This window comes from Carboxylicivirga agarovorans, from assembly GCF_050589845.1.
GTDB lineage: Bacteria > Bacteroidota > Bacteroidia > Bacteroidales > Marinilabiliaceae > Carboxylicivirga > Carboxylicivirga agarovorans.
Genome location: NZ_JBNGPA010000020.1, coordinates 61,458 through 79,245, shown reverse-complemented (window position 1 = coordinate 79,245; position 17,788 = coordinate 61,458). Strand labels below are relative to the sequence as shown.

Below are 17,788 nucleotides of genomic sequence, written 5' to 3'. Positions count from 1 at the left end.
TTTCAAAATGACGACAAAAGTATTTCTTTGATGGTTTGTATACAAGTTGTCAGGTATGAAATATTACAAAAATGATGTTATAAATCTTTAAAGTCTATATTTATGCAGATGTTTTGAATATTCTTACATGTCATATACGGTAACTTTATTAACTTTGCGTTTTGTAAAAAATCGACCATATTAAAGATACAAAAATGATAATTGAAAGTCAGATAAAAGCTTCGGTTGTTAAAGCAGTGAAAGAACTGTATGCAACAGAGATTACTGAAGAATCGGTTCAGATACAGTTAACACGAAAAGATATGAAGGGTGATTACACAGTTGTTGTGTTTCCGCTTTTAAAAATATCTAAAAAGAACCCGGTTGAAACAGGTAAAGATCTAGGGGAATTTATTAAAGGGGATTGTCCTGATGTATCTGAATTTGACGTTATCAAAGGGTTTTTGAACCTGCAGTTATCTACATCTTATTGGTTGGGCTTGTTAAATGAGTGTGTTCAGAATGATTCACATGGCTTGACTAAAGCTGAAGATAATTCCCCTTTGGTAATGATCGAATATTCTTCACCAAATACCAATAAGCCACTTCACCTGGGGCATATCAGAAATAACCTGTTGGGTTATTCGTTGTCGCGTATTGTTGCAGCCAATGGAAACCGTGTGGTCAAAACGAATATTGTTAATGACAGAGGTATTCATATATGCAAATCAATGCTGGCCTGGAAAAAATGGGGTGAAGGTCAAACTCCAGAATCAACAGGAAAAAAAGGCGACCATTTGGTAGGTGATTTCTATGTGAAGTTTGATCAGGAATATAAAAAAGAGCAAGCTGAACTAATTGCCGGTGGTCAGTCAAAAGAAGAAGCAGAGGCTAATTCGCCATTGATGAAGGAAGCACGTGAAATGCTTTTGAAATGGGAAGCACACGACCCGGAGGTTTATGCTTTGTGGGAGCAGATGAACAAGTGGGTATATGCTGGTTTTGATGTGACCTACAAACAGATGGGTGTTGATTTTGATAAGATCTATTACGAGTCAGATACCTATAAGGTAGGGCGTGACATGGTGTTGGATGGCCTTAATAAAGAAGTATTCTATCGTCGGGAAGATAACAGTGTTTGGGCTGATCTTGAGAAAGATGGCCTTGATGAAAAGTTATTGTTGAGAACTGACGGTACCAGCGTTTATATGACGCAGGATATTGGAACAGCCAAACTCCGCTATGATGACTATGATATTGACAAGATGGTTTATGTTGTTGGTAATGAGCAGAATTATCACTTCAAGGTGTTGGCTATCCTCTTAGACAGCTTAGGTCTTGAATGGGGTAAAGATCTTGTTCATTTTAGTTATGGTATGGTTGAACTGCCTGAGGGTAAGATGAAGTCGCGTGAAGGTACAGTTGTAGATGCCGATGATCTGATGGCTGATATGATCAATACAGCTCGTGAAATGTCGAAGGAACTTGGTAAGTTGGAAGGTTACTCTGAAGAGGAAGCTGAAAAAGTATACCAGACAATTGCCCTGGGTGCCCTTAAATATTTCATACTTAAGGTTGACCCTCGTAAGAATATGACTTTTGATCCAAAAGAATCAATTGATTTTAATGGAAATACAGGGCCATTTATTCAATATACCTATGCGCGTATTCAGTCAATTTATCGCAAGGCAAAGCAAAATGGCATTGAAATATCGGATAAGGCAGTGTTGGAAACAGCAATGAGTGAAAAGGAAATTCAGTTAATGCGCATGGTGTCTAACTTCCCGGCTGTGGTGGCAGAAGCCGGAAAGGTATATAGCCCGGCTTTGATCGCTAACTTTGTTTACGATATGGCCAAAGAATTTAACCAGTTCTATCACGAGTCTCCAATTGCAGTCGAGGAAGATGAAACAAAACGTTCTATGCGACTATTGTTATGTAAGGCTGTAGGTACTGTAATTAAGAATGGTATGTGGATGATGGGAATTGATGTTCCGGAAAGAATGTAAAGAACCACAATAAAACGATTGAAAGGGACTGTTATTTGAAATAATAGTCCCTTTTTTGCGTTTATATGGTAAGCAGATCATTTTTTCCAAATCAGATGACAGATGACTAATTTACCATTGCAGGTTTAAGATTCTGCGGATTATTCAATATATTTGATTATGTGAAAACTCTGAAGTGGATACAATGATCGATGTGGTTAGTCCATTTGCTGAAATAAACACTCAAACATTAAATACTTTCAAATGAGAATTAAATCATTGCTATTTGCGATTATTATTGCTGGTCAATCTATTAGTCTATTTGCTCAAAGCGATTTAAAGGCCCGTTTTGACTCCCTGGAATTAAAAGAGCAATTTGAGTATGTTTACGACAAGTCAGAAACATACGAACGGTATAAAGTGGTTAAGATCGCTACGTTTAACCTGCTTAAGCAGAATTCTGTTGATAGTATTAATATATATAAAACGGAATTGAAATCGCGTAATAGTAAAATATCTGAGCTTGAAAACACCGTAGCGGGTAAAGATGATAAAATAAACCTGCTGACAAATGATCTTGAAGCTGTGACTAAGAGCAAGGATAGCATGGCCTTTCTGGGAGCTGAAATAGCTAAAGGTGTTTATAATTCTGCTATGTGGGGACTGGTTTTTGGTTTAATAGTTTTGTCGGTGGTATTATTTCTGATGTTTAAACGAAGCAACAGCGTTACAAATGAAACCAAGCATCGTTTGAATGAGGTTGAAGAGGAGTTTGAAACGCACCGTAAATCGGCATTGAAACGTGAGCAAAAGCTGGCGCGTGAGTTGATGGACGAAAAACTCAAGCATAAATTCTAGAAAGAAATGACTAAGTATATGAATGGGCCTGATATTGTATCAGGCCCTTTTTTAGTGCTGTTTTTGACCTTTAGTCTTTTGCGTAAGTGAAGGATCACTGTCTTTATTCAACCGTCAGACGATCTTCGATCATCCGGTTATTATACTGTTGTATAATCGTTTTCATTAGTGGTAAGTGATTCAGATATTCCTTGTTGGTATCTTTAATGTTGGTCGTTAACATGGAGTCTTTATCAGTATCAAATGCACTTATGATATTTTGTCCGTCAAAATGAACGACGTAGTTGTCATGCAGCAGCTGGTAGCTGTCATTAATATAGTTAACCGCAAAGCGCTTTGAATTATCATCTAGCAGGTTGTTACCAAAGGCAACGTACGGTTCCTGTTTGTAGCCAATGTAGTCAAGTACCGTTGGCATGATATCGATCTGTTGTGCAATACGTTCGTCAACACCTTGCAGGGTAGAATCGCCCGGGCTGAAGAATATGAGGGGGATCTGGAATTTGTTGGTGCTGATGTGTGCAATATCGTAATGGCCACGGGAGCTGTGGTCAGCGGTAATTACAAACAAGGTATTTTCGTACCATGGCATTTCTTTCGCTTTATTGAAGAACTGACGAAGCGCATTATCGGTATAACCAACACATTGATGCAGAGGAAGTGTTCCTTTGGGAAAAACATCGGTATATTGCTCTGGCACCTTAAAAGGGTGGTGTGATGAAAGTGAAAATAAAGATGTCATAAAAGGTTCCTTCATCTTATTCATTTCATCGGCATAAAACTGGAAGAAAGGCTCGTCCCAAATGCCCCACATGCCATCAAACTCATCGTCATTATTAAATTCGTTCATTCCCTTGTATTCGTCAAACTTAGCTACATTGGCAAAGGAATCAAATCCCATTGAACCATTGGGAGCACCGTGGAAAAAGGCCGTTTGATACCCCTCTTTCTTTAATAGATATGGCAAGCCATTTATTTGGTTTGATGAGTATTCTGATACAACATAAGGAAGAACCAGTGCCGGAATACTAGCTAGAACTGATGGCATGGCATCTATTGATTTTCGTCCATTGGCATAGGCATGGTTGAAAACAAGTGAGTGCTGAGCCAGGGAATCTAAAAATGGCGTATAGCCTTTATAAGTTCCGTTATCCAGGTTCTTATTCAACGAACCGAATAATTCACGGCTAAAACTCTCGAGAATAAATATGACAACGTTCTTCTTGTTTTGTACTACTGCTGTATCTGGTATATACACCGGGTGGTAAATGCTTTGCAACTCCTCTTCAGTCTTAAAGTATGAATAAGAAGTAAAGCTTTTTTTGCCCCAGGTGCGAATAACGCAAAAAGGCGTATTTAGCACAAGCGCCATTTCGTCCGGCGTATTGACATACTTGCCCGCGTTGGCCATGTTGATGGGGCGTGTTGAGTGCTTATATCCACCACGCATTCCAATAATGGAAAAGCCGGAGAATAAAGCCAGTGCAACTATCGAGACAGCGGGGTAGAACCATCTGTTTGAAAATTTGATCTTTGTTGGTTGCAGGGCAGAGTATGCAATGCTCAGTAACCAAACCGAAGCGATAAATAGTAAGGCCACATACCAGTAATCAATAATGAACTGCCCCCATAACTTAGTCATGTTTGTTTCATTCTCAAGAATGTTAAAAACGTTGTAAGTGGTGCGTTTTTGAATAAACTGGTAATAGATCAGGTCAATGCTGTTAAGGGCAAAGCCCAGACCATTAATGAAGAGGTAAATGGTTTTAAGGAAGTACTGATATGCTTTGGAGAACTTAAATGGCAGCGGTAATATGTACAGCAATGCATACAATCCATTTAAATAGAGCATTGCACTTAAGTCAAACATCAATCCTCCTTTCAAAATCGTGATGAAGGCATTGAAATCTAAATTAGGAAATGCTGAAGCATTGAAAAGGTAGAATACAATGCGAAAGGCACTGTAAAAAAGCATTATTAATAATAGGCGGTAAATCAGAACGATGTATTCGTTATGAGTTTTACCTGATTTATTCGTAAAGGTCATGCTAACTTGAGTAAAATTTCGCACAAAGTTAACATTGTCTCAATGTTTTAATGATGTTTTAATATTAAGAATCGTTAATTACATTATGTAATCGGCGTTTAGCCACTCAAAGGCAGCCTTTTTAGTGGAGAACTGCCTGCGCCTAATTTTAGAATTATCGGGTAGCCATGAAAATAGCATTGTATAAGCCGTAATTTTAGGATCCTGTACGCAAAATGCAGTTTTAACAGATTTGCAATGAAGCGTTTTTTCCTCTGCCCGTTTTGATAAAATATTGATTTCGTCAAGTCTTAGGTCAATTGATGCTTTTCTTAAATCGTAAAACACTTTCAGGTGTTCGGGTAAACTGTGCAGGGTGCCTAATTCATCCAGAAAATCATACAGGTCGTATATGGTTGCTGGTCCTTCAATAGAAACATGCAGTATGTCATTAATGAATGCATATGAGGTCATGTAACGTAGTTTAAAAGGTGAGTTTACTTGCTTATCCATTGCTTAAATTCTTTAGACAACAAGACGGTTTGGATAATATTGACCAGCGTTTGATTGGGCAAGTCTTTCAAGAAGGCCTCCACTTCGTCGGGTGAGACATTGGCCTGTGTTAAAATAGATTTTAGTTTTTTAAGAGAGGCTCCTGTTAATTCATCTTCAAAAGGCAACCATACAAAGTCAAGACCGGCATCTGAAGAGGTCTTGCTGGCATCAGTATCAGCGTCCAGCCTGATCTCAAATTCCTTGATTATTGTTGATAAAGTGGTTTTACATTCACGTTTAACCGGGTCGCTGGTGCCTGATTCGTCCCTGAGAGCCCAACTGCTATAGTTATAATCAATTTTGTCAAGAGCGGCAACCTGAGGCGAGTTAGCACCAAAGCAAGTTGTAATTAAAAGAATAGTAGCATTCTTCCATGAGGCAAAATCAAATTCCCGATCATCAATCTGGTTAAGTTGATTTTGCAGTAAAGTTAAGTATGATGCCTGGCTGTTCATAATTGCGTTTTTCAACTATTGATATGATATTGTAAACTCTAATTTAAAAAATATACTTATGAAGCATTTATTACTTACTTTGTTTTTGATAACAGTACCTTTATTGGGGGTGACCGCTAAAAAAAAGACGATGAGAGAACAAGATAAACTGATGGTTATATGGAGCAGTGGTGACAGAGATGTGGCTCTTAAGGTTTGTTTTATGTATACCAATGCAGCAAAAAAGATGGAATGGTTCAATGATGTTTACCTGATTATCTGGGGACCATCGGCAAAATTGTTGAGCGAGGATAAAGAGTTACAGGAAAAATTAAAGGTCATGCAGGACAATGGTGTGGTAGTTGAAGCTTGTGTTAATTGTGCCGATATGTATGGCGTTGCTGATGACCTCAGGGCAATGGGGATTGATGTCAAGGGAATGGGTAAGCCATTGACCGAGCGCCTGAAGGCCGGATGGAAGCAGCTTAATTTTTAATGAATCAGGATGAGCCTGTCAGTCAGCAGATGATGACAGTGGCAGGCTATCAACGGTTTTAACCCTTATGAAGTCGTGGGGGATATAATCATTTATAAACGACAGACTTTGTGTGGGGCACAAAATAAAAACCCGGCAGCTTAACTAAGCTGCCGGGTTTTATTTCTTCTAAACTCAATTATGCAAATTGAGCAAGTGTTTTCTTAATGATGGCAATGGCTTCGCGCAGCTCTTCCTCATTGATAACCAAAGGAGGAGCAAAACGAATAATGTGCTCATGAGTTGGTTTGGCAATCAAACCATTTTCTTTCATGGCAACACAAACATCCCATGCGGTTTTACCATTTTTAGGTTTAATGGCAACGGCATTTAGTAAACCTTTACCGCGCACCAGCTCAATCATATCCGAATCTATGCTTAGCATTTCTTCACGGAAGATCTTACCAAGGCGTTCTGAGTTTTCAGCAAGATTTTCGTCCTTGATAACATCAAGAGCAGCAATAGCCACTTTACATCCAAGTGGGTTACCACCATATGTTGATCCGTGCTCACCCGGTTTAATTACCAACATAACATCGTCATTGGCCAATACAGCCGATACAGGGAATACACCACCTGAAATAGCTTTACCAAGAATTAAGATATCCGGCTTAACACCTTCGTGGTCGCAAGCTAACAACTTACCTGTACGTGCAATACCAGTCTGTACTTCATCAGCAATAAATAGTACATTCTTTTCCTTACACAATTCATACGCTTTTTTCAGGTAGCCTTCATCAGGTACATAAACACCTGCTTCACCCTGGATAGGCTCTACAAGGAAACCTGCTACGTTAGGATCTTCCAACTCTTTAGCCAATGCATCCAGGTCATTGTATGGAACTGTTACAAAGCCAGGTGTGTATGGACCAAATCCTTTGTATGAATCAGGATCGGTAGACATAGAGATGATGGTGATGGTACGTCCGTGGAAGTTGTCGGCACAAACAACTATTTTGGCCTGATTTTCAGGAATACCTTTAACGTCATAACCCCAGCGACGACAAAGTTTCAAAGCTGTTTCATCAGCCTCGGCACCAGTGTTCATTGGCAATACTTTGTCAAAACCAAAATACTTGGCCATGTATTCTTCAAACTCACCTAATACACTGCTGTAAAAAGCACGTGATGTTAAAGTCAGCTGTTGAGCCTGCTCAGTAAGGGCATTAATGATTTTTGGGTGACAGTGTCCCTGGTTAACTGCTGAATAGGCAGAAAGGAAGTCAAAATATTTTTTGCCCTCAACATCCCAAACGTAGATGCCTTCTCCTTTTTCAAGAACAACTGGTAGTGGGTGGTAATTATGTGCTCCGTACTTGTCTTCACGTGCAATGTAATCTGCAGGTGTCATCTTCTTATCGGTCATAATACAGATTTAATAGGTTATTATTATCATTTATTTGGTTTGCTCAAAAATAGAAGAATTAATGAGAAAATAAACTTATAATAAGCTGAGTTTTGTCATTAATCTGAAGACGAAGTTTTGAAGACATGAGGCGGAGGATTAATCGGGGAAAAATGAGTTCTGATTGGCTTCCTGTTGAACCTGTGCTGTCTCTTTGGGCGATGGTGAGGATTTTATTTAGTTTATCAGTTCATCAGTTTATCAGTTCATCAGTTCATCAGTTCATCAGTTCATCAGTTCATCAGTTCATCAGTTCATCAGTTTATCAGTTTATTCACATAAGCCCTAATTATGGTTGATCGTTTTTTCCAACACAAATCTATCCTGCTATTTTCTTTATTATTGTTTATTAAACTATTTTTACGGGTTTAATAGTAAAAAATGACCATATGTTATTGGGCGGAACCTTATTGAATGTGATTACTGTAGCGCTTGGAAGTGCCATAGGTATGGTGGTTGGTAATCGAATCCCTGACAAGATCACCAAAGGCGTTTTTCAGGCATTGGGTCTATTTACATTGGTACTTGGTGTAAGCATGGCCATTAAAGGACAAATGCTGTTAGCTATTGTGTTTAGTCTTATCATTGGTACGATATTGGGTGAATGGATGTCCATTGAATCGGCTGTTGATGGTCTATCCGATAAGATAAAAAACCGACTTAAACTTGAAAATTCTAAGTTTTCAGAAGGCTTACTGACTGCTTTTTTGCTCTACTGCATCGGTTCAATGACCATATTGGGGGCCATTGATGAAGGCATGGGCAAAGGTTCTGAAATATTGATGACAAAAGCCATAATGGATGGTTTCTCATCCATTGCACTGGCCTCTGTATTCGGTTTAGGAGTTGGAATGTCTGTTATTCCATTATTTATCTTTCAGGGAGGCATCACATTATTAGCTTATATGCTGGGTGACTTTATTGCACCTGAGGTAATTACAGAATTAACGGCTGTAGGAGGCATTCTTTTGGTTGGCCTGGGCATAAATATTCTGGAGATCAAAAAGATTAGAATCATGAATATGTTACCATCACTTATTGTTATTATTATAATGGTATGGATCAGTTCTTTTTTCTAATTAGCAGTTAACCATTAAACGCTCATCGACAAAAAAAATACACATTGGAAGCAAATACAAAATCATTACTGATACAAATGTTTGAAAAGTGGGCTGGTGAGGAAGCTCGCTCATTCGTTATGTTACCACCTTCAGGTTCGTACCGCGAGTATTACCGCATAACCGGGCGTACAAAATCTGCTATGGGAGCCTATAATTCAGATGCTAAAGAAAATCAGGCATTCCTGGAGTTTTCAAAGCACTTTAGAACCAAGAGCTTGCCGGTTCCTGAAATTTATGATACAGACACGGATAACAGTGTTTATTTACAGGAAGATTTGGGTGATGTAACCTTGTATAGTTTTCTTCAGGGAATTAGAAAGGGAGATGAGTTCCCGGATGAGTTGCTTAAGTTTTACCAAAAAACCATTAAAAAGCTCATTTGCTTCCAGGTAAAAGGTGGGGAGGGGCTCGATTATAGTAAGTGCTACCCGCGCGAGGCTTTTGACAGGCAGTCAATGCTTTGGGATTTACACTATTTTAAATATTACTTTTTAAAACTGGCTCGTGTTCCTTTTGATGAGCAGGCTTTGGAAGATGACTATCATAAGCTGATTAACTTCCTGCTGGAGGTTAAGCATGATTACTTCCTGTACAGAGACTTTCAGTCGAGAAATGTGATGGTTGTTGATGATGAACCATGGTTTATTGATTACCAGGGAGGTCGAAAAGGAGCTTTACAATATGATCTGGCGTCATTGTTATATGACGCCAAAGCCGATATTCCGCAGGATGTCAGGAAGCAATTGCTCGATTATTACATGGAAGAACTGGGGCAATACCAGGAAGTCAATGAACATGATTTTGTGTGCCATTATTACGGATATGTATTAATCAGAATTATGCAGGCAATGGGAGCCTATGGGTTCAGAGGCTTCTACGAAAAGAAAGAACACTTTTTAAAAAGTATTCCTTATGCCATTGAAAATCTAAAATACCTGCTTGAACATGTTGACTTGGGCATAGAATTGCCAACACTGTTTGCGGCGCTTAAGAATGTTACTGAATCGGAGGATTTGATGACAATCGGTCAAAGTGATTCCCTGCTGACGGTTCGTATAAGCAGTTTCTCCTATAAAAGAGGAATACCAGTTGATGTATCTGGCAATGGAGGTGGATTTGTATTTGATTGCCGCGCCATTCACAACCCTGGTCGCTATCCCGAGTATGCTGATAAGACCGGTAAGGATGAAGAGGTGATCGCCTTCTTTGGTAAAGAACCTGAGATGTCGGCATTCCTGCAGGATGTATACTCTATTGTTGAAAAATCAGTTGAGAAATATATTTCCAGAGGGTTTAAAAACCTGATGGTCAACTTCGGGTGCACCGGAGGACAGCATCGTTCGGTGTTTAGTGCAGAATCTTTAGCAACCCACCTTCAACATAAATATAAATTAAACGTTGAGTTAAAACATGTAGAGCAAGAAATGAAGAAGTAGACGTTTTAACCATGGCAAAGAAAAAGTGTAAAGACAAAGAGAAGCTAAAACATCCTGTTGTGAAAGAAAGCCATATGTATGAATGTAAAAAATGTGGCATCGGCTCCAAAAAAGAGGATAAGTTGTGTAAACCTAAAAAGATTAAATAGTAGTGAATGCAATGATTTTTGCGGCCGGCCTGGGTACGCGACTGAAACCATTGACCGATAAGTTACCTAAAGCCATGGCTCCGTTTAATGGTCAACCGTTATTGTGGCATGCCATTAAGAGTATGAAGAAAGCAGGGGCTGAACGCATCGTTGTCAATGTACATCATTTTGCCGGTACGATTATTGATTATATCCAGTCGGTTAAGTGGGAAGCTGATGTTGTAATTTCCGATGAGTCAGATCAATTGCTTGATACAGGGGGTGGTTTGTTAAAAGCTCAATCTTTATTCATTCCAAATAAGTCGATTTTCATAAGGAATGTAGATATTATCACATCTACAAATGTAGAAAGTTTCATATATTCGCATCGATCCAACAAAAATGACGCAACTTTAATGGTTAAAAAACGTAGCACATCGCGTTACCTCGTGTTTGATGATAACATGCAGTTGTGTGGTTGGAAGAACATTAAGACCGGTGATGAAATAAAAGTGAGGGAGGTTGATGCCAGTGTTGATCTGGCTTTTAGCGGGATGCACATTGTAGAGCCACATGTGTTGGATAGCCTGGGAGAGATCAGGCCTTTTTCCATCATACAGGCTTATCTGGAGCTGGCTAAAAACAAAAAGGTTAGTGGATTCAGGGTTGCCGATGAAGAACCATGGTTTGATGTTGGGACTATTGAAAAATTAAAAGAAGCAGAAAAATATATAAACCAGGGAAATAAACTAAAATAGAATGAGTGAAATTCAAAGTGGAACCGGGCGACGCAGATTAGGTGACCCGTTTCAAAAATTTATTAAATTCTTCACCAGTGGTAGTGCCTTGTTAATGATCGCAACCGCGGTTGCGGTAGTTTGGGCTAATGTCGACCACGATAGCTATCATCATTTTTGGCACAGTCCGTTTGGTATTTCATCGGAAATATTTAATGTTGAAATGGGCTTGATGCACTGGATTAATGATGGCTTGATGGCTATATTCTTTTTTGTGGTAGGATTGGAAATCAAGCGTGAGTTTCTGGCTGGGGAGCTTAGTTCATTTAAGCAGGCTTCATTGCCTATTTTCGCAGCCATAGGTGGAATGGTAGTACCTATTATTTTGTACTTCGCATTTGGCTTTGAAGGTATGGCAGCTAAAGGATGGGGTATTCCCATGGCAACAGATATCGCCTTTTCATTAGGTATTCTTTCCTTATTGGGCAAGCGTGTACCGTTGGCTCTTAAAGTATTTTTAACAGCCCTGGCCATTGTTGATGACCTTGGTGCTGTATTGGTTATTGCCTTGTTCTATGGTGGTGACCTGAACTGGACATACCTGATGATTGCCGGTATATTATTAATTGTACTTACAGTTGCTAACTTGCGTAATATCCAGGATTTGAAAATCTATACTTTCTTAGGTTTCATCATCTGGTACCTGTTCCTTCAGTCGGGTGTTGACGGACCAGGATCTGGCTTGCACGCAACAATTGCAGGTGTGTTAATAGCATTCACTATTCCGGCTCGTCCAAAGGTTCACGTCAATGAGTTTCTTGCGCGTATTAAGTCTGGATTAACACGTTTTGATTCTGTGCCTAAAAGTGAGAATGAGCGCGTATTGACCGATGATCAGTTATATGCCATCAATGAGGTTGAATACAGTGTTAAGAAGGTTCAGAGTCCACTCCAGTTTATTGAACATCAGTTTCACGGATTCATCAGTATGTTTGTACTGCCTGTTTTTGCCTTAGCCAACGCGGGTGTTACTATTATCCACCATGGAGAAGGTAACGGTGAAGTATTTACTTCCTTATCCATAGCCATTGCGTTTAGCCTGGTGTTTGGTAAAGGCATCGGTATCACTTTCTTCTCATGGTTAGCTGTAAGACTTGGTATTGCTGTTAAGCCAAAGCGTTCATCATGGTTGTCATTCCTTGGGCTGGCATTCCTTGGAGGTATCGGATTTACCATGTCAATTTTTATTGCCAGCTTAGGCTTTAAGGGAAGTCCTGAGTTATTAAATCAGGCTAAGATCGGTATATTTGTCGGTTCTATTGTAGCCGGTTTATTTGGTTTCTACCTGCTGAAATATTCACTTAAAAAGGATGAAGAAAGTAAACCAATGACTTTAAGATAGATTAGTTCTTATCTATATAACAAAAGGAGTGTCGTTTGGCGCTCCTTTTTTTATTTGCAGGTTGTTGCTGACTCCCTGTTTCCAATTTAATAAATCAGCAATATATCCATCCGAATAATTACTTTTGTGGCAACATCACATCTCATGGAACAATTCATAACAAATCACCTTGGAGAGTTTGCAGCTCTGGTTACTGCTATTTGCTGGACATTTACTTCCTTATCCTTTGAATCGGCGGGTAAAAAAGTTGGTTCCATGTCGGTCAATATCATCCGGCTTGTAATGGCTATCGTACTGTTGGGGACGGCCCAATACATTCGCTTTGGTTACTTTTTTCCTGAAGGAGCAGATACCTATCAGTGGTTTTGGTTGTCGGTGAGTGGTCTGGTAGGTTTTGTTATTGGCGATATGCTTCTGTTCAGAGCCTTTGTTGTGGTTGGCGCACGCATTTCAATGCTCGTTATGTCCTTGTCGCCTCCTCTGGCAGCTTTATTTGGCTGGATCATACTTGGTGAACAACTGACACTCGCCCATATAACAGGTATGTTGGTTACGATGGGGGGAATCTGCCTTGTCATATTGGGTAAGCCCGATAAAGGAAAACGTATAGAGATAAAATATCCTGTAAAAGGAATATTGCTGGCTTTTGGAGGGGCAGCAGGTCAGGGGCTGGGACTTGTATTAAGTAAGTTGGGTATGGGCGATTATGATCCGGCCTCGGCAACAATGATTCGGGTAATAGCCGGTACTGTTGGCTTTAGTATTTTGTTTATTTTCACGGGGCATTGGCCCAAGGTTATTAAAGCGTTAAGTTATGGAGCAGCCATGGTGCGTATCTCCATTGGTGCGTTTTTCGGACCGTTTCTAGGTGTATCATTTTCCCTCTTAGCCATAAAATACACGACCACAGGAGTGGCATCCACCATAATGGCGATAGTACCAGTATTGATCATTCCACCGGCAATTATTCTTTTTAAAGAGCGGGTAACCGTCAAGGAGCTTATAGGTGCAGTGATTGCAGTTTTGGGCGTTATAGTTCTTTTTAGCTTTTAACCCGTAATTTTCAGCATTACTTTTGCCGCAGTAAGTAATGTGCCGGTCATGATTATAATTGCAAAGTAAATCATGCGGTAATCTGTTGAAAACGATTCTGCTATGCCTGCTTTCAGTAGTCGTTTATTGTGATGGGAAATAACAATGAAACGGGGGATAACTCTTAAATAGATGCCGTAAACAATGCGTGCCAGTAATAATCCAAGCAGCATGCCTCCAATGATATCGCCGGGATAATGAACGCCGGAATAAACCCGTGAATAGGCATTGATTGCGGCCCAGCTAAAAATAAATATACTGTAGGTTCTGTTTCGGAATAACAAAGAGGTAAAGAGAGCCAGACCAAATGAATTGGTGGAGTGAGATGAGACAAAGCCATACATGCCACCTCTTTTACCATTAATTAAGTGCACCAGGTACTTCAGGTCTTCATCGCGTGAAGGTCGTAATCGTTCAATACCATGTTTAAACACATTGGTAGATATCTGGTCGCATAAAGTAATCAATAGTCCAATGAAAAGCACAGTTACCAGACCTCTTAAGCCATGTTTCTTAAAAATTACATATGCCAATGTCAGGTAAAGCGGAATCCAGACTTCCTTGCTGGTAAACATCCAGAAGAAGTTGTCCCAATAACCATTGTTGAAACTGTTGAGAAATAATAAAAGTTCTTTATCGAGTTCTATTAATGATTGCAGAAATTCCATAGCTTATATTTGAAGGCTAAAATTAAGTATTAATTATAAATTAAGTACATTGACCGGCTGTTTCATGCTTAAAAATCTACATTTTGTTGTCTTTTTTAGTGAACTTAGGCTCTACATTATGTAATTTGGACTTCAGATTATAAAGACCTGTACCTGATTTTACATGAAGAAAACAATTCATTATATATTTCTTACTTATATAATTTGTCTGATATCCTTTCCGGTAAGTGCTCAAAGAACCGAGATAAGGGGTGTTGTTAAAGATGCCAGGGATAAAGATGTTATTCCTATGGTTAATATTTATTTCAAAGGAACGACCATTGGAACAGTGAGTGGTGCTGACGGCATTTTCTATCTGAAAAACAATACGAATGTCGATACACTTGTTTTTTCGTCCATTGGCTATCGAAATACAGAACTGGCTTATGCAGGCCAAAAGAATCCATTAACCATTTACCTGGAGCCTGAAGATGTAGAGTTACACGAAGTATCGGTAAAACCGGATGACAGCAGGATCAGGTCATTGATGAAGAGCCTCGTGAAGAATAAAGCGCAAAACAACCCGGACCTGCATGAGCGTTATTCATATGAGAAATACACCAGGTGGCAGTATTCTGTAACCAATGTTGATAGCTCGATCATGAACTCCAATAACTTTCGTAATCATCAGTCCTTGTTCAGGACCGCTGATGATGGTTCACGTTATTTACCGGTTTACCTGTCGGAGCAGGTAGTTAACAATGAGTATCAGCGCAAACCATTGAAGCAGAAGTCAACCATCGTAGCCGATAAAACCAAAGGGTTGGGGGTGCTTGGTGACTACGAAATAAGTGGCTATACATCTGGCCTGGACATGCAATATAATTTCTACTCCAACTTTATTAAGGTTTTTGAAGAGAACTTTGTTAGTCCGGCAACCACCAATGGTTGGTTTTATTACAACTACTACATTCAGGATAGTGTAATGACAGACAGTTCCAAGCACTTTGAAGTGCTGTTTGTTCCTAAACGCAAGCACGATAAGGTGTTTCGAGGAACCATGTGGATTGACGAGGATGGCTTTGATATTATTAAGATCAATGCAAGCTTATCGTCCAAAACCAATCTGAATTTTTTAAAAGATATGAGCCTGGAGGTGGAGTACCAGGTGCTGGAAGGCGGACAGCCATTTTATAAAAAACAGAAAATAGATGCAAAGTTTGACTACCTGCCTTTTGATATAGGAGCCGGAAAACGTGAGATGGGGCTTGATTTTACTCAACAGGTATCCTTTCGTAATATTGAAATAAACCCGCAGGAGGAAATTGTATTGAGTGCCAGGAGTTTAAGTTATGAGTCCATTAAACTCGATAACTCCTACGACAGGGAAGAATCGTACTGGGCTGATGCCAGGCATATTCAAATAAGTGATAAAGAGGAGGATATGTACCAGGTCATTGATTCTATTAATAACATCCCCATCGTGAAAATTGCGGATAACGCTACCCGTATGTTTATGACGGGTTATTATGATATTGGTAATATTGAGTTGGGGCCTTATATGGATTTCTTACAAGCCAACAAGATTGAAGGCTTTCGCTTGTTTGTTGGCGGGCGTACAAGTAAGGAGATCAGTCGCAACTGGATGTTTTGGGGTGGTTTGGGGTACGGAACCCGGACAAAGCGTTTTACAGGAGCCTCCGGCCTGGGGTATAAGTTTAAAACGCCTAAACGTAAAGTTTTTAAGCTCTATTATGATGACAGGTACATCAGGATGGGAGAGAACCGAAAGATACTATACCTGTATGAAAATATGCTGACACCATCGGAGAATAACCTTGTTTCAGCCTTTTTTGTCAGGGATGAGTTTAATGAGCTGCACCGCCAGCAAAACGTGAGTCTTAACTATGAGCATGAATGGCGTACAGGTTTGTCAAGTCGTTTGAACCTCGAATATCGCAAGCAGTTTTCTCCGGAATATTATCCTTTTATTTATCAATCTCAGGCGGTTGACGCCATTGGGGTTTATGAGGCAACACTTGATTTTCGATTTTCGTTCCAGGAAAAGATAATCGATGATGAGTTTATGCGCTTGTATGTATCAACTGATTATCCCATAGTAAACCTGGCATTTACAGCCGGAAGGGCTGAGTTTAATAATGTCAGTCACGACTATACCAAGTTACATGCAACTGTTAAACACCGGATCAATATTGGGCAAACATATTTTCGTTATGCCCTGGAAGGTGGTGCTATCTTTGGAAAAGTGCCGTTTACACTGCTTGAAATACCGCGGGGAAATGAAACCTATGGCTATTATAATTACGATTTTAATATGCTTAACTACCTGGAGTACGCCCACGATAAATATGTACACTTATACACCGATTATCACCTGAATGGATTCTTCTTTAACCGGATGCCTTTGCTTAAAAACCTGGGATTACGAGAGGTGTTTTCAGCCAAAGTCATGTATGGCTCACTGAGTGATAAACAGTATGAAACAATTGAACTACCAGCAAGTGTTCAGGCTCTTGATCAGCCTTATGTAGAGCTTGGAGCAGGTTTGGAAAATATTATTCGCTTATTTCGTATAGAAGCCATCTGGCGATTAACACCGCACTCAGATATTGGAGCACCTGAGTTTGGTATTCGGGCTAAGTTTGAGTTGAGTTTGTAAAAAATAAGTGGATAGAATGTCGAATTGTAGAATCGATTATCCGTCGAACTGATACGCTTGTTAGAAACATGCCTTTATAATATTATACTCTTAAGGTAATTTAGGAAATAAGCAATAGAGATGCAGGCGACAACTTATATAAAAGTTAAACAACCAAGACGAGCTTGAACTGGTCACTCTCATCGCATCTCTTCACATTACCTTCTATATGCAGGCTGTGGATCAACTGTTAATAATTTCCTATATCATTTTTTGTTTAGTTTTTTTGTGCTAAAATTGCAGTGATGATTCATCTAAGGAGAAAAATAGCATTGTTATTATTGGCGATATACAGTATTGTATTCGCTCATAATGTTATTCCTCATCATCACCACCTGGATCTTGTTAACAACATAGTTGCTGTCATTTGCGCTGAAGATACAGGTCATCATCACCATCATCATGGAGACGAGCCTCATCATCATACACATGCGTCTCACGCGCATGACGAAGATGATCAGGTAAAACATTCTCATTCACATGAGCCACATGAAGCTTGTCATTTTGAAGTACAGCCTGTCAATTCAAAAACACAGGTTCTTATTGCTGTTGTTGTTTTAAACAGTGATTTTCTTCAATTATATGAACCGGTTAAAGAATTACCTAAGAACGAATTTGATTATTTCCTCCAACGACTTCCGGAGGGCTATAATTATGCGGTCCCACTAAGGGCACCGCCGGCTTTAGCATGATTTACATTTTACGACATTATCCAATGCAATAGTT

At 39.5% G+C, this 17,788-nt stretch carries 15 protein-coding genes; 10 read left to right on the top strand and 5 right to left on the bottom strand.

What is annotated here, in order from left to right; genetic code table 11:
* Window positions 1–194: 194 nt before the first annotated feature.
* On the top strand, window positions 195–1,988 hold the full coding sequence (gene argS, locus ACRD69_RS17665; protein WP_430816451.1) for an arginine--tRNA ligase: 1,794 nt from the start codon (window positions 195–197) through the stop codon (window positions 1,986–1,988).
* Between the two features lie 243 nt (window positions 1,989–2,231).
* The gene (locus ACRD69_RS17660; protein WP_430816450.1) at window positions 2,232–2,825 is read left to right on the top strand and encodes a hypothetical protein; all 594 of its coding nucleotides are present in this window, start codon (window positions 2,232–2,234) and stop codon (window positions 2,823–2,825) included.
* A gap of 103 nt (window positions 2,826–2,928) precedes the next feature.
* On the opposite strand, the gene ACRD69_RS17655 is transcribed toward ACRD69_RS17660, so the two are convergent.
* From ACRD69_RS17655 to ACRD69_RS17645, 3 genes are all read right to left on the bottom strand, one after another.
* Window positions 2,929–4,872 (bottom strand): LTA synthase family protein, encoded by a 1,944-nt coding sequence (locus ACRD69_RS17655; RefSeq protein ID WP_430816449.1) that lies wholly within the window; start codon window positions 4,870–4,872, stop codon window positions 2,929–2,931.
* Window positions 4,873–4,950: 78 nt separating this feature from the next.
* Window positions 4,951–5,364, bottom strand: coding sequence for a hypothetical protein (locus tag ACRD69_RS17650; protein WP_430816448.1), 414 nt, complete (start codon window positions 5,362–5,364; stop codon window positions 4,951–4,953).
* On the bottom strand, window positions 5,349–5,861 hold the full coding sequence (locus ACRD69_RS17645) for a hypothetical protein (RefSeq protein ID WP_430816447.1): 513 nt from the start codon (window positions 5,859–5,861) through the stop codon (window positions 5,349–5,351). Before ACRD69_RS17645 ends, ACRD69_RS17650 begins: the two co-directional genes overlap by 16 nt.
* 58 nt (window positions 5,862–5,919) lie before the next feature.
* Here ACRD69_RS17645 and ACRD69_RS17640 point away from each other — a divergent pair, with 58 nt between their 5' ends.
* The gene (locus tag ACRD69_RS17640; RefSeq protein ID WP_430816446.1) at window positions 5,920–6,336 is read left to right on the top strand and encodes a DsrE family protein; all 417 of its coding nucleotides are present in this window, start codon (window positions 5,920–5,922) and stop codon (window positions 6,334–6,336) included.
* A gap of 178 nt (window positions 6,337–6,514) precedes the next feature.
* On the opposite strand, the gene rocD is transcribed toward ACRD69_RS17640, so the two are convergent.
* Window positions 6,515–7,741 (bottom strand): ornithine--oxo-acid transaminase, encoded by a 1,227-nt coding sequence (rocD, locus tag ACRD69_RS17635; RefSeq protein ID WP_430816445.1) that lies wholly within the window; start codon window positions 7,739–7,741, stop codon window positions 6,515–6,517.
* Between the two features lie 428 nt (window positions 7,742–8,169).
* Here rocD and ACRD69_RS17630 point away from each other — a divergent pair, with 428 nt between their 5' ends.
* The 5 genes from ACRD69_RS17630 (at window position 8,170) to ACRD69_RS17610 (ending at window position 13,657) form a co-directional block, all read left to right on the top strand.
* Window positions 8,170–8,859 (top strand): DUF554 domain-containing protein, encoded by a 690-nt coding sequence (locus ACRD69_RS17630; RefSeq protein WP_430816444.1) that lies wholly within the window; start codon window positions 8,170–8,172, stop codon window positions 8,857–8,859.
* A 44-nt stretch (window positions 8,860–8,903) separates the two neighbouring features.
* Window positions 8,904–10,337, top strand: a complete 1,434-nt coding sequence (locus ACRD69_RS17625; protein WP_430816443.1) for a RapZ C-terminal domain-containing protein — start codon at window positions 8,904–8,906, stop codon at window positions 10,335–10,337.
* A 160-nt stretch (window positions 10,338–10,497) separates the two neighbouring features.
* Complete coding sequence (locus ACRD69_RS17620) at window positions 10,498–11,223, top strand: nucleotidyltransferase family protein (RefSeq protein ID WP_430816475.1); 726 nt, start codon at window positions 10,498–10,500, stop codon at window positions 11,221–11,223.
* 1 nt (window position 11,224) lies between these two features.
* Window positions 11,225–12,604: a Na+/H+ antiporter NhaA gene (gene nhaA / locus ACRD69_RS17615; RefSeq protein WP_430816442.1), complete on the top strand. Its 1,380-nt coding sequence runs from the start codon at window positions 11,225–11,227 to the stop codon at window positions 12,602–12,604.
* Between the two features lie 144 nt (window positions 12,605–12,748).
* Window positions 12,749–13,657: a DMT family transporter gene (locus ACRD69_RS17610; RefSeq protein WP_430816441.1), complete on the top strand. Its 909-nt coding sequence runs from the start codon at window positions 12,749–12,751 to the stop codon at window positions 13,655–13,657.
* Here the strand turns inward: ACRD69_RS17610 and ACRD69_RS17605 are convergent.
* A complete protein-coding gene (locus ACRD69_RS17605; protein WP_430816440.1) occupies window positions 13,654–14,364 on the bottom strand; it encodes a phosphatase PAP2 family protein in 711 nt (236 codons plus the stop codon). The two genes, ACRD69_RS17610 and ACRD69_RS17605, sit on opposite strands and share 4 nt — an antisense overlap.
* 163 nt (window positions 14,365–14,527) lie before the next feature.
* Here ACRD69_RS17605 and ACRD69_RS17600 point away from each other — a divergent pair, with 163 nt between their 5' ends.
* Together ACRD69_RS17600 and ACRD69_RS17595 are read left to right on the top strand one after the other, a co-directional pair.
* Complete coding sequence (locus tag ACRD69_RS17600; RefSeq protein WP_430816439.1) at window positions 14,528–17,023, top strand: DUF5686 and carboxypeptidase-like regulatory domain-containing protein; 2,496 nt, start codon at window positions 14,528–14,530, stop codon at window positions 17,021–17,023.
* A 284-nt stretch (window positions 17,024–17,307) separates the two neighbouring features.
* On the top strand, window positions 17,308–17,754 hold the full coding sequence (locus ACRD69_RS17595; protein WP_430816438.1) for a DUF6769 family protein: 447 nt from the start codon (window positions 17,308–17,310) through the stop codon (window positions 17,752–17,754).
* Window positions 17,755–17,788: the final 34 nt, after the last annotated feature.